Raw genomic sequence first — 13,970 nt, 5'->3', positions numbered from 1 at the left:
TTTGAGTAGAAGTTTTGTTTTCGCAACTCAAAATTATTCCTATTTCAAATGCTTCTATTTTAGGAAACTTGGGTTATATATTTATTGCTGTTTGTTAATTTTTTTAATTTTACGAATCAGTTAAATGCACAAGGTTGTGTAGCTATTCGGAGTTCTGGAAGTTATACAATAAGCCATGATGATGCAGATACACTTTCCAATTGGGACATGATTGTAAATAATCGTTATTTTAAATCTTATAAACACTTTATAGGCACGGATCAGCAAAAACAACGTGTTGAAAATGGAACTAATGTTATTAATCATCAATATACAATGGATGTGGCAATTGTTCGAAATATTGATAGAAGGTGGTCATTTATGTTAGATATACCATTAGAAGCTAATTCAAGATCATCTTTATATGAACACGATAAAATTCATCGATATGTTACCCATTCATTTGGGGTTGGCGATATTCGTTTTGCTGTTTACCGTTGGTTATTCAATCCTGATAAATTTAGTAAAGGAAATTTACAAGCAGGACTTGGGCTAAAACTGCCAACCGGAGATTATAGATTCCAGGATTATTTTCATACTTCAGACTCAACAAAAGTATTAGGTCCTGTTGATCAATCAATTCAATTAGGGGATGGCGGAACCGGGATTACATTAGAAATTAATGGGTATTATAATTTTAATAGTAAGTGGAGCCTTTATGGCAATTTTTATTATTTATCTAATCCAAGAGATCAAAATGGTGTATCAACTGCAAGAGGAGGGCTGCCTCCTGCAATGAGTGTAAAAGTTGGGAGTGATGTGATGAGTGTGCCTGATCAATATATGGTTAGAGGTGGACTTAATTATATGACACATCAATTTTCTGCATCATTAGGATTAAGAGACGAATGTTTACCTGTTCATGATTTAATTGGTGGAAGTGATGGTTTTAGAAGACCCGGGTTTATTATTTCTGCTGAACCAGGATTTACTTATCGATTACATAAAGTTTCATTATATGCTTACATTCCTATTGCGCTTATTCGCGATAGGACGCAAAGTGTACCCGATAAAAACCAAACAATGATAACAGGGATTTATACACATGGTGATGCAGCTTTTTCAGATTATGCATTAGATATTGGCATGAATGTTCACTTCTAAGAAAATATAAACTATTATGCAGCTAAAAGGAGTTTGAAATTTTAATAGCACCTCCTTCTTTTAGCTGTTTTTAAAAATTATACACATGAAAAATTATATATTCCTATTTTATTTTTTAGCCTATACCCATTCGTTGCATGCACAACTACCTACTATTGGTAATAAAGTAACAGAAATAAAACTTCCTGACATAAACGGAAAAAAAATAAAATTAACTTCAATAAAAGCTAAATTCATTCTAATAGATTTTTGGGCTAGTTGGTGTGGACCCTGTCGAAAAAGTATACGAGATTTACAAAAGCTTTATCAAAAATATCATTCCTTGGGTTTAGAAATTTATGGTATTTCATTAGATACTAACAAGAATGATTGGGTGCAGGCCTTGAATGAAGATCAACCACATTGGATAGAAGTGAATGACTGGAATAATAAAATAGCTATTTCCTGGCAGGTAAAGTATATTCCGGATACTTTCTTAGTTGATCAAGAAGGGAGGATAATTGCACATAATTTAAATAAAGATCAATTATATGAATTTTTAAAAAATAAATTATTGTAATTAATCATTTATTTTTAGCGTTATAATATATAAACATTGCTTATTTCTCTTGTGTAATTATATGAATTACCCTTATTTTCTTTGTATTTTTGTATAGATGTTCGATGTTTTATTGGCGCATATTCAGGAAAAAGTAACCCTTTCGGCAACTGATGTTGCGGTATTAAAATCTTTTTTCATTCCCAAAAAACTGCGTAAACGGCAGTATTTATTACAGGAAGGGGATGTATGTAAATACCTGTTATTTGTAGAGAAGGGATTATTGCGGATGTACCATGTAGATGAAAAAGGTACGGAACACATGATACAATTTGCATGGGAAGGCTGGTGGATGGCCGATACGTACAGCTTTTTATCGGGAGATGTTTCTGAATACAATATTGATGCCATTGAAGATGCTGAATTATTGATGATTACGCTCGATAATTTTGAAGCATTGTTATTGCAAGTACCGGTAATGGAACGCTATTTCCGCATACTTTTTCAAAACAACATTATTTCTAAAGAAAAAAGATTGGTCAATACCATCAGCTATTCTGCCGAAGAAAAATATACCCGGCTGGCAGCTGCCAATCCGCAGTTGCTGCAACGTATTCCCCAAAATCTCATTGCTTCTTATCTGGGCATAACACCCGAAACCCTGAGCCGTATCCGTAAAAAATTAATGAAATCTAAATAAACGGCTTGATCTACATCAAGTGTTTTTCTTGTTCTGGCGCAAGTGCCTCCATAAAACAATGCTGTAGCTTTGCAGCATGAAGACAAAGGGCTATAACAATACCGTAGCCGTTATTGGTGTAAATAGCAAAGCGGGTACAATGATTGCAAAATCAATTTGCAAACAATACAGGCTATTATTAATGGATAATGACCAACTGCAAACAGCAACATTATTCCATGAAATTCAGGAAATCAATCAACAGTTGCATACTGCAGAAATACTTACCTGTAGTAAGGAGGCATCTTGGGAGGCCGATGTAATAATTATTACCGTGCCTTTGGCCGAACAGGAATATGTTGCCCAAAAAATTGCCGAAGTATCTACCTGTAAAACCGTGCTGCAAATAAAAAACGGCGAGGGACAAAATGCGCCCATACAATTGTTGCTGCCACATTCAAAAGTAGTATCAGTAAGTATTGTTGCAGCAACAGCCATCATTGATGGGCAAGATGAGGCAGCTATACAATTGGCAAGCCATTTAATGGCATTAACCGGACTGCATGTTGTGGTACAATCTGCAGCAGATGAAGCATAGCAGTTAATACCCATACATTTTTATATAACACAATATCAATCATTCAACAAACAAAAAGTAAACCATTTAACAATGAAACAAGACATTTTATTTACACCGTACAATTTAGCAGGACTTAGTTTAAACAACAGAATAGTAATGGCACCAATGACGCGGAGCAGAGCCGATAATGCCGAAAATGCGCCCACCGCATTAATTGCCGAGTATTATGCACAAAGGGCAAGCGCCGGTTTACTGATTACTGAAGGGGCACCCGTTAATAAAAAGGGTGTAGGTTATATCAATGTACCCGGTATTTATAGTGCAGCGCAGGTGGAGGGTTGGAAACTGGTAACCAAAGCAGTACACCAAGAAGGTGGAAAAATATTTGTGCAGCTTTGGCATGTGGGCCGTATATCGCACCCGGATTTTCATAATGGCGAGTTGCCACATGCGCCTTCTGCCATTAATCCCAATGAGAAATCATATACCGTTAACGGATTTGTGGATACTGTTGTTCCAAAAGAAATGACTTTGGCAGACATTCAGCAAACCATTCAGGATTTTAAACAAGCCGCTGCTAATGCAGTAGCAGCAGGTTTTGATGGAGTGGAAATTCATGGTGCCAATGGCTATTTGTTGCACCAGTTTTTTAATAGCACTGCTAACCATCGTACCGATGCTTATGGCGGCAGCATTGAAAACCATGCCCGTATTTTGTTTGATATACTGGAAGCTATGAAAGAGGTAATTGATATACAACGTGTAGGTATCAGACTAAGCCCTTCCTTAAACGGATTGTTTGGAATTACCATGGATGAAAACACCATACCTACTTTTGAATACATTGTAAAAAAATTAAACAACTATCCATTGGCATACCTGCATTTAACCGAGCCTTTTGCACCGGTTGATCATTTGCCTTTTGCCGTAACACAGGTAGCCAAACATTTCAGACCTTTGTATCAAGGCACATTGATGATTAATAAAGGATTTAATAAGGCAAGTGCGAATGCGGTACTGGATGCAGGTGATGCCGATTTGGTATCATTTGGTGTACCTTTCCTGGCTAATCCTGATTTGGTAGAAAGGTTTCAACAAGATGCACCTTTGAATGCACCCGATCAAAGCACTTTTTATACACCCGGCGCAAAAGGATATACCGATTATCCGTTTTTGCAAACATCTGAATTATTATCATAATATTGGTTTATAAGTATTATCATCATTTAAATTTATTTAGACTATGGAATCTTTAAAAGGGAAAACAGCACTGATAACCGGTGCAGGTAAAGGCATCGGCAAGGCACTAGCGTTAGCCTTAGCACAAGAGGGTGTGCATGTTGGCCTGATGGCCAGAACAGAAAAAGACATACAACAGGTAGCCGATGAATTAAACGCATTGGGTGTAAATACCGCTATCGCCACTGCCGATGTAAGTAACCGCGTTGCCGTGGAAAATGCTGTAGCGCAAATACATACGGCATTAGGGCCTATTGATATTTTAATTAACAATGCAGGTACCGGAAAATTCGGCAAGTTTTTAGAACTGGTACCTGAGGAATGGGAGCAACAAATAAAAGTAAATTTATTTGGGGTATATTATGTAACCCGTGCCGTTTTGCCTGAAATGATAGAACGCCAAACAGGCGATATTGTAAATGTATCTTCCACTGCAGGTTTAAAAGGTTCGGCGCTTACCAGTGCCTATAGCGCTTCTAAATTTGGGGTAATGGGGTTAACCGAATCGTTGATGCAGGAAGTTCGCAAACACAATATTCGCGTTACGGCAATGGCACCCAGTACGGTGGTTACAGAACTGGCCATAAAATCCAACCTCATTAATAACAATGAAGAAAAACTGATGCATCCGGAAGATTTTGCCGAATTGGCGATAGCACAATTAAAATTAAACAGAAGGGTGTTTGTAAAAGATGCTTCCATCTGGTCAACCAACCCATAAAGCTAAAACAGAAAGCCATGCAAGTAGAAATTTGGAGTGATGTGGTTTGCCCGTTTTGTTATATCGGCAAACGAAAATTTGAAAAAGCATTCGCATCATTTGATGGGAAAGATACAGTTGAAATCATCTGGCGCAGTTTTCAGTTAGATGCCGATTTTAAACCTACAGCAGGTACTTCGGTTCATGAATATTTGGCTAACAGAAAGGGCGTGCCGTTAGAAAAAGGAAAGGAGATGAATAATTATATGCAAGACCTGGCAAAAGCCGTTGGATTGGATTTTCAATTCGATAAAGCGATTGTAAATAATACATTCAATGCGCATCGCCTGTTGCATTTAGCAAAAGAGTATGGTGTGCAGAGCAAGGTAAAAGAATTATTGCTGGCTGCTTATTTTACGGAGGGAAAGGATATAGGCAATGCAATTGTTCTGGCCGATATTGGTGAAAAAGCAGGGATAACAAAAGCAACCGTACTGGCCATGTTACAATCAGATGCACTGGTGGATGCTGTTAGGGCCGATCAGTATACAGCACAGCAAATCGGTGTGCAGGGTGTGCCCTTTTTTGTGTTCAATCAAAAGTATGCCGTATCTGGTGCGCAGGAACCGGCCACTTTTCTGAAAGTATTTAAAAAAGTTCAGGAAGAAGAGCAGCCTGTTGCAACAAATGAAACCACGGGCAGATTTTGTACTACCGATGGGGTTTGTTTATAAATGCATCACTGCATACAACAACAATTTATTCACACATACAATGAAAAAATAATGGAAAAAGTTTGGTTGATTACCGGTTGTTCTACCGGCTTTGGTCGCTCATTGGCGCAGGAAGTACTGGCAAAAGGTTACCGGGCAGTGATTACTGCACGCAAAACAGCCGATATTGAAGATTTGGTAAGTAAGCATCCGGGAACGGCCATTGCATTGCCATTGGATGTAACGAAACAGGAAGAGATTATGCGTACAGTTACAACAGCCATCCATCAATTCGGACAAATAGATGTATTGGTGAACAATGCCGGCATTGGCTATTTTGCTGCGATAGAAGAAAGCGAGGAAGCTGAAGTAAGAAAGATGTTTGAAATTAACATATTTGGATTGGCGAAGGTAACGCAGGCTGTATTACCGTATATGCGGAAACGCCGAAGCGGTCATATTTTAAATATTGCATCCATAGGAGGCTTGCGTTCTTTTCCGGGTGTTGGTTTTTATAATGCTACCAAATATGCAGTAGATGGTTTAAGTGAAGCTTTGTATAAAGAAGTAGCGCCATTGGGCATACATGTAACCATTATTGCGCCAAGTGGTTTTAGAACCGATTGGGCCGGCCGATCAGCCAAAAACACATCTATTCAAATAGAAGATTATGCAGGAACTGCCTGGAAGAATATGGGCGATATCAGGGGTTATAGTGGCCATCAGCCCGGCGATCCTGTACGGGCAGCCAAAGCCATGATACAGGTTACGGAAGCGGAACATCCACCCTTGCGCCTGTTATTAGGTGCTGCCGCATTACGCGGCGCAAGAGCTAAGTTAGCAGAGTTACAACATGATTTTGATACTTGGGCATCGGTAACTGAAGGAGCCGATTTCCCGAAAGAAGCATAGTGGATGGTGAAAATGATGAAACTCCTCCGAATGTTTGCACAACTTTACAAACCCCAGAGCTTTTGTCTATAACATGAATATAGGTGCGATTATTTTTAGCCCCAACTCTTCGAATAAACATAAATCAAAAGTAATCACTCAAATTAACACCCAAAACAAGCATTTTTGGCAACCTAAATCACTGATTATTAATTATATGTGTTTTGTTTAATACAAAGTGCGGAAGTCAGGAAAAAGGTAGCCTTTTTCAGACTACCTTTTTAAACTATCTATCATGGTTTTGTAATCAGGCCAAATCAAAACGGTCAAGGTTCATCACCTTATTCCAGGCTGCTACAAAATCATGCACAAACTTTTCTTTTCCATCATCACATCCATACACTTCAGCAATAGCTCTGAGTTCTGAGTTTGATCCAAAAATGAGATCTACACGGGTTGCAGTAAACTTCACCTCCCCTGTTTTTCTGTCACGAACTTCAAAAAATTCTCTAGCATCAGAAGTTGGCTTCCACATATTGCGCATATCCAGCAAATGAAGGAAGAAATCATTGGTTAATGTTTCGGGTCTGTTGGTAAATACCCCATGTTTTGAATGATCGTAATTCGTATTCAGAACACGCATTCCACCAACCAACACCGTCATTTCAGGAGCAGTAAGTGTAAGCAATTGTGCCTTATCAATCAACATTTCTTCTACCGATGCAGCATAGGCAGCGTTTGCTTTTTTATAATTGCGAAATCCATCAGCAACAGGCTCTAATACTGCAAATGATTCCACATCGGTGTGCGCTTGTGCAGCATCATTACGTCCGGGTGTAAAAGGAACAGTGATTGTAAATCCGGCATCTTTTGCTGCTTTCTCCACAGCAGCACATCCACCCAAAACAATCAAATCTGCCAGTGAAACTTTTTTATTGCCCGATTGTGAAGCATTGAATTTATTTTGAATGCTTTCAAATATATCCAGCACTTTATTCAACTGAGCAGGGTTGTTCACTTCCCAGTATTTCTGTGGCGCCAAACGAATGCGGGCACCATTAGCACCACCACGTTTATCAGAGCCACGGAAAGTGGATGCAGATGCCCAGGCGGTAGATACCAGTTCAGAAACAGACAAGCCGGAATTCAGTATTGTAACCTTGAGTGCAGCAATATCTTTATCGTCTATTAATTGAAATGTAATAGCAGGGATGGGATCTTGCCAGATGAGCACTTCCTTAGGTACCTCAGAGCCGAGATAGCGTGCAATTGGCCCCATATCACGATGTGTTAATTTGAACCAGGCTTTTGCAAAAGCATCTGCAAACTCATCGGGATTTTCATAGAAATGTCTGGATATTTTTTCATACACAGGGTCTAAACGCAATGCCAAATCGGTGGTTAGCATAAATGGAGCGTGGCCTTTTGAGGGGTCCTGTGCATCTGGCACCGTTCCGGCACCTGCATTATTTTTGGGCTTCCATTGATATGCACCGGCCGGACTCTTGGTGAGTTCCCATTCATATCCAAACAACGTTTCAAAAAAATTATTATCCCATTTTGTTGGTGTTTTTGTCCAGGCTCCCTCTAAACCACTGGTAATGGTATCTGTTCCGTTGCCCGTTCCAAAAGTATTCTTCCAGCCTAACCCTTGTTCTTCAATATCTGCACCTGCTGGTTCACGCCCAACATATTTAGAAGGATCAGCCGCACCATGTGTTTTACCGAAAGTATGCCCACCAGCAATCAATGCCACTGTTTCATAATCGTTCATAGCCATACGACCAAACGTTTCGCGAATGTCACGAGCAGCAGCTAACGGATCGGGATTACCGTTAGGACCTTCCGGGTTTACATAAATTAGGCCCATTTGAACGGCTGCCAGCGGATTTTCCAGTTCACGATCGCCGGTGTAACGCTTATCGCCCAACCATTCGGTTTCTGAGCCCCAATAAATGTCTTGCTCAGGCTCCCACACATCTTCTCTGCCGCCACCAAAACCAAAGGTTTTGAAACCCATTGATTCAAGTGCACAGTTACCCGCAAGTACCATCAAATCGGCCCAAGATATTTTTTTACCATATTTCTGTTTAATGGGCCATAACAACCTGCGTGCTTTATCCAGATTGGCATTATCGGGCCAACTGTTCAAAGGTGCGAATCTTTGAGAGCCGGAGCCTGCCCCTCCGCGGCCATCGTGAATACGATATGTGCCGGCACTATGCCAGGCCATGCGAATAAAGAACGGGCCATAATGGCCATAATCGGCCGGCCACCAGTCCTGAGAGGTGGTCATCAGCTCGAAAATATCTTTTTTTACTGCAGCTAAATCGAGTGTTTTAAATTCCTCTGCATACTTATACTTATCACCCATAGGGTTGGAGTGGGAAGAATGCTGGCGGAGAATATTTAGTTTCAACTGGTTAGGCCACCAGTCATGAATACTGGTGCCACCACCCGCACCTTTCTTCAGCATTCCATTGGTAAAGGGACATTTGAATTCACCATTCATTTTGTGTGTTGCTGTTTCGTGATTTGTGATATTTTCCATTTTTAATCGTTTTCAGTGTTTAGAAAAACCAAATTTACAACAATCAGAAAATAATTTTTATTTATAACCTTTATGTGACTATAGACAATATCTATAATCATGCCTGTGTACCAACATTTTTAATGGTATATAAAATTTCATTATTGGCCGACAAAGAAGATCCTATTTATATTGAAGCAGTGAGCCTGTTTAAAAACAACGCTATTTTATATGACGTAAATTTTTCTAAATCAAAAAATGTTGTACAAATTTTTACCCATGATTTTGATTCAATGATTGTACAAACCTACAACTTTATTGCTTTACACATTCCAAACACATTGAATCAAAAACACGGCTATATTACCAGAATTTATCCTGTAGAAAGGTTGTATGAATTAGATAAAGTTCCATTCAGAATTCGAAGAAAAACATTAACCTACACCAGTACAAAAGAATATGAAAACATCCGTTTAAATTTTAAAAAGCTGGAGGATTAATGGTTCAATTCGTTTTATTTCACTTGCTATTACTGCACTATTTTTTTATCCATATTGCTTTTCAAAAAAATTTCATTCTTACATCTACCTGAACAAAAATGCTTTTTCTTAAGGCTTTGCAGTAATTTGCAACATGCCTTTTCAGTTAAATGCACCTTATCAACCCAGCGGCGATCAGCCTGAAGCCATTCAACAATTGGTAAATGGGTTACAAGCCGGCGAAACCTATCAAACCTTACTGGGTGTTACCGGTAGCGGTAAAACATTTACCATTGCCAATGTTATTCATCAAGTGCAACGCCCTACGTTGGTGCTAACGCACAATAAAACACTGGTAGCACAACTGTATGGCGAGTTTAAACAGTTTTTCCCCAATAATGCCGTTGGTTATTTTGTTAGCTACTATGATTACTATCAGCCGGAAGCATATATGCCAGTGAGTGATACTTATATTGAAAAAGATTTAAGCATTAATGAGGAGTTAGACAAACTGCGCCTACAGGCTACCTCACAACTGTTAACCGGCCGGCGAGATATTATTGTGGTGGCGAGCGTTAGCTGTATTTATGGCATGGGAAACCCAACCGATTATGAAAATGGTATTATTCGTATTCAGCAAGGTCAGGTAATTTCTCGTCAAGGCTTTTTACATGCTTTGGTCAATGCATTATACAGCCGTTCGCAGGTTGAATTTAGCAGAGGAACTTTCCGTGTAAAAGGCGATACCGTTGATATCAATTTACCCTACGCCGATTATGGTTACCGGGTTTGTTTTTTTGGCGATGAAATTGAAACCATTGAAAGTCTGGATTTGATTTCCGGAAAAAGAATAGGCACATTGGAAAATGCAGCCATCTTCCCGGCAAATTTATACCTGGCACCAAAAGATATTTTGCAACAGGTAATTTATGAAATTCAGGATGAGATGCGTGAGCAGGTAGAATATTTTAACCGTATTGGTAAGTTTATTGAAGCTCAACGTATTAAAGAGCGGGTGGAGTATGATCTGGAAATGGTTCGTGAACTGGGTTATTGTAATGGTATTGAAAATTATTCTCGTTTTTTTGATCGTCGTCAACCCGGTACCCGTCCGTTTTGCTTATTAGATTATTTCCCTAAAGATTTTTTATGTGTTATTGATGAAAGCCACCAAACCATTCCACAAATAGCAGGCATGTATGGAGGCGACAGAAGCAGGAAACTTGTGTTGGTAGAATATGGTTTTCGTTTACCCAGCGCTTTAGATAACCGCCCATTGAATTTTCATGAATTTGAAAATTTAATTGGACAAACCATTTTTGTAAGTGCTACCCCAGGAGAGTATGAGCTGGAAAAGACGGGCGGTGTAGTAATTGAACAAGTGGTGCGGCCTACAGGTTTATTAGACCCACCCATTGAAGTACGCCCATCTGTTAACCAGATTGATGATTTATTAGATGAAATTGATAAGCGTGTACGCAAAGGCGACCGCGTTTTAGTAACTACCCTTACCAAGCGTATGGCAGAGGAAATGGATAAATACCTGCACCGCATTAACATCAAATCAAAATACATTCACAGTGATGTAGATACATTAGACCGTGTTGAAATACTCCGGCAACTGCGCCTCGGAGAAATTGATGTTTTGGTAGGTGTAAACTTATTACGGGAAGGGCTTGACTTACCGGAAGTTTCTTTGGTAGCGATATTAGATGCAGATAAAGAAGGCTTTTTACGTAACGAAAAATCATTAACACAAACAGCAGGTCGTGCAGCCAGAAATGTAGACGGGCTGGTAATTTTTTATGCAGACAAGATTACCGAAAGCATGCAACGCACCATTGATGAAACCAACCGCAGAAGAGAAAAACAAATTACCTACAATATTGAACACAATATTACCCCCACCACCATAAAAAAATCAATTGCGCAAATTATGCAGCAAACCGCTGTTTTGGATATTAAGAATGAAGAAAATACAGGTACAGATGATGCAGCTCAGTTGAACACATTAGTAGCTGCAGAAGCTGAAGTTACTTATCAAACCATTCCACAAATGGAGAAAGCCATTCAGCAAATCAAAAAACAAATGGAAAAAGCAGCCAGAGATTTAGAGTTTATTGAAGCCGCCCATCTGCGCGATAAAATGTTTGCTTTACAGGAACAATTAGAAACATTAAAAAATGCAAAAACCCAATAGCAGGTAACTTTTGTATTATTTAAAATACGCCTCACCTTTCAAAAAAAATATTTTTTTAACCTTCAAGCGCGGCAGATAAGCTTATTTTAAAATACCAAGGCAACTTTTTTTAAATCGCTATTCAAAAAACTCATCTGGCAGCCCTTCTATTTTTTCTTTTTCCGAATAAAATAGAGTATATTGTTTAGTACAATCACTTGCCTATATACCTTTATTTTTGAAGAATGAAGTCATTTGCTGCTTTTGTACTTTTTACCTTCGCCTTTACCATCCATTCATTTGGCCAGTTGCCCACTTTAGATTCACTGGAAGAAATGGTCTATAATGGTACTACAGACAGTATTAAAATAGAAGGATTGTACAAATTATGCTTTAGCTATCTTTCCATTGACCCGCAAAAAGCTGTTTTATATGGCGAAAAAGCTTTATTACTTTGCAATAAATTGCCCAATGAATTATTACAGGCCAAAGTATTTAATAATCTGGCGCAGGCCTATGATTTACAACATGAATTTTACAAATCGAGATTTTTATTACAAAAAGCTATTTACATTAATTTAAAACACAATGATGAAGCAGGATTGGGCAATGCACAAAATAATATGGCACTTTCTTATTATTTGGAAGGGCGTTTAGACAGTGCATTGTTTTGGCATTTCAGAGCATTGGAAACCCGCAATAAATTAGACAATAAAATACAGGTAGCAGACACTTATAATAACATTGGTATACTGTATAGTCTTACCAAAAGTTATACGAATGCCATTTATTACCTGAATGAAGCTTTACAAATTTATACTGATAGAAAAGATACCGACGATTTGGCCAATATTTACAGTAACATGGCCGATGTATACCAACGCCAAAAAAAATACGATAGTGCCATTTATTTTCTAAACAAATCTATCCGTTTTGCAGAAAAAGCTTCGTCACCCAACCTGTTACACAACGCCTATTTAAACATGGGTTTCTGTTACAATGGAAAAAATCAGTACAACCGTGCCCTGGGTTATTTTAATAAAATTGCTGTTATACCAAATATCAATAAGGATGTAACCGTTTATTCCTATTTGCTGGTAGGTTTAGGCGAAGCTTATTTGGGCAAAAAAGAATATCCCATCGCCATTAATTATGCGGAACAGGGCTTACACCTGCCTTCAGTGGGCGATAACAATAAAATAGAACTCAACTGCTATTTCTACAAAATACTAACCGACGCCTATGAAGCTACTGGCGATTCTGAAAAAGCACTGATTTATTATAAAGCCTACAAAGAAAATGCAGACTCATTAAGAACAGAAGAAAACATACGAAACATCAATGATTTATCTGCAAAATACGAATCCAAACAAAAAGACCAGCAAATTGAAATTTTGAATAAAGACAATGAGCTAAAGAGCCTGGCGTTGAAAGACAAAAAAAATATTATTATTTTTTACAGTATTGGTTTAATTATGCTTACTTTCAGTTTAGGTACCATCTTAATATTGTATCACAACAAAGAAAAACTAAATAATGAGTTGGCCCATAAAAATACCATCATTACACAATCACTGGCTGATAAAGAGGTACTTTTAAAAGAAATACACCATCGTGTAAAAAACAACCTTCAGGTAATTAGCAGCCTATTAAACCTGCAAAGCAAAACCATACAGGACGAAAAAGCCGTTGCAGCCATTAAAGAAGCCAGAGACCGGGTAAAAGCAATGGCATTGATCCATCAAAATTTATATGTTGAAGGAAATTTTGCCGGCATAAATATGCAGGAATATATTGAAAAGTTAACCACCAATCTGTTTAACTCTTATAAAGTAAATGAAGGGCAAATTCACCTCAACATGCAAATAGACCCGGTTCAGTTAGAAATAGACAACCTGATACCCATTGGGCTTATTTTAAATGAACTTATCAGCAATGCTTTAAAATATGCATTTGAGGGTAGGGATTCCGGACATCTTTGGGTTTCACTCCACACGTGGCAGGATAAATTAATTTTACAGGTAAAAGATGATGGTGTTGGGCTTGCCGATGATTTTCAACACCACCAATTCACTACAATGGGTTATCAGTTAATACATTCATTTATTCAAAAATTGAAAGCAGATTTGTATATTGACGGCACAAAAGGAACCACGGTAACCCTTATCATTCCTTTGTACAAAAAAGCAACTGCTGTATATGAGTGAAATTAAAATATTAATTAACCCAAGTTTCCTAAAATAGAAGCATTTGAAATAGGAATAATTTTGAGTTGCGAAAACAAAACTTCTACTCAAAT

Annotated in this window: 12 protein-coding genes; 11 read left to right on the top strand and 1 reads right to left on the bottom strand. The window is 38.3% G+C overall.

Features of this window, described 5'->3' with window-relative positions:
* Positions 1 to 84: 84 nt before the first annotated feature.
* The 8 genes from JK139_RS14735 to JK139_RS14700 all read left to right on the top strand — a co-directional run bounded on the left by JK139_RS14735 (position 85) and on the right by JK139_RS14700 (position 6,504).
* Positions 85 to 1,143 (top strand): hypothetical protein, encoded by a 1,059-nt coding sequence (locus tag JK139_RS14735; RefSeq protein WP_228733257.1) that lies wholly within the window; start codon positions 85 to 87, stop codon positions 1,141 to 1,143.
* A gap of 85 nt (positions 1,144 to 1,228) precedes the next feature.
* Entirely contained in the window at positions 1,229 to 1,702 is a 474-nt protein-coding gene (locus JK139_RS14730; RefSeq protein WP_218331965.1) for a TlpA family protein disulfide reductase, read from the top strand.
* Between the two features lie 97 nt (positions 1,703 to 1,799).
* The gene (locus tag JK139_RS14725) at positions 1,800 to 2,381 is read left to right on the top strand and encodes a Crp/Fnr family transcriptional regulator (RefSeq protein ID WP_074421241.1); all 582 of its coding nucleotides are present in this window, start codon (positions 1,800 to 1,802) and stop codon (positions 2,379 to 2,381) included.
* 76 nt (positions 2,382 to 2,457) lie between these two features.
* Positions 2,458 to 2,958 (top strand): 2-dehydropantoate 2-reductase N-terminal domain-containing protein, encoded by a 501-nt coding sequence (locus JK139_RS14720; protein ID WP_074421240.1) that lies wholly within the window; start codon positions 2,458 to 2,460, stop codon positions 2,956 to 2,958.
* Positions 2,959 to 3,030: 72 nt separating this feature from the next.
* Positions 3,031 to 4,140, top strand: a complete 1,110-nt coding sequence (locus tag JK139_RS14715) for an alkene reductase (RefSeq protein ID WP_218331963.1) — start codon at positions 3,031 to 3,033, stop codon at positions 4,138 to 4,140.
* A gap of 43 nt (positions 4,141 to 4,183) precedes the next feature.
* Complete coding sequence (locus JK139_RS14710) at positions 4,184 to 4,900, top strand: 3-ketoacyl-ACP reductase (protein ID WP_074421238.1); 717 nt, start codon at positions 4,184 to 4,186, stop codon at positions 4,898 to 4,900.
* A 17-nt stretch (positions 4,901 to 4,917) separates the two neighbouring features.
* Positions 4,918 to 5,613 carry a DsbA family oxidoreductase gene (locus tag JK139_RS14705; protein WP_074421237.1) on the top strand — a complete coding sequence of 232 codons (696 nt, stop codon included), beginning with the start codon at positions 4,918 to 4,920 and terminating at the stop codon, positions 5,611 to 5,613.
* Positions 5,614 to 5,664: 51 nt separating this feature from the next.
* Positions 5,665 to 6,504 carry an oxidoreductase gene (locus tag JK139_RS14700; protein ID WP_074421243.1) on the top strand — a complete coding sequence of 280 codons (840 nt, stop codon included), beginning with the start codon at positions 5,665 to 5,667 and terminating at the stop codon, positions 6,502 to 6,504.
* 286 nt (positions 6,505 to 6,790) lie between these two features.
* Here JK139_RS14700 and katG read toward each other — a convergent pair whose 3' ends face one another.
* Positions 6,791 to 9,034: a catalase/peroxidase HPI gene (gene katG / locus JK139_RS14695; protein ID WP_228733256.1), complete on the bottom strand. Its 2,244-nt coding sequence runs from the start codon at positions 9,032 to 9,034 to the stop codon at positions 6,791 to 6,793.
* 122 nt (positions 9,035 to 9,156) lie between these two features.
* Between katG and JK139_RS14690 the strand changes: the two genes are divergently transcribed.
* The 3 genes from JK139_RS14690 (at position 9,157) to JK139_RS14680 (ending at position 13,878) form a co-directional block, all read left to right on the top strand.
* On the top strand, positions 9,157 to 9,513 hold the full coding sequence (locus tag JK139_RS14690; protein WP_218331961.1) for a hypothetical protein: 357 nt from the start codon (positions 9,157 to 9,159) through the stop codon (positions 9,511 to 9,513).
* 133 nt (positions 9,514 to 9,646) lie between these two features.
* Positions 9,647 to 11,692, top strand: a complete 2,046-nt coding sequence (gene uvrB / locus JK139_RS14685; RefSeq protein WP_218331959.1) for an excinuclease ABC subunit UvrB — start codon at positions 9,647 to 9,649, stop codon at positions 11,690 to 11,692.
* A 224-nt stretch (positions 11,693 to 11,916) separates the two neighbouring features.
* On the top strand, positions 11,917 to 13,878 hold the full coding sequence (locus tag JK139_RS14680) for a tetratricopeptide repeat-containing sensor histidine kinase (protein ID WP_218331957.1): 1,962 nt from the start codon (positions 11,917 to 11,919) through the stop codon (positions 13,876 to 13,878).
* Positions 13,879 to 13,970: the final 92 nt, after the last annotated feature.

This window comes from Hydrotalea lipotrueae, from assembly GCF_019249625.1.
Classification (GTDB): domain Bacteria; phylum Bacteroidota; class Bacteroidia; order Chitinophagales; family Chitinophagaceae; genus Hydrotalea; species Hydrotalea flava.
This window is presented reverse-complemented; position numbering and strand designations above follow the sequence as displayed.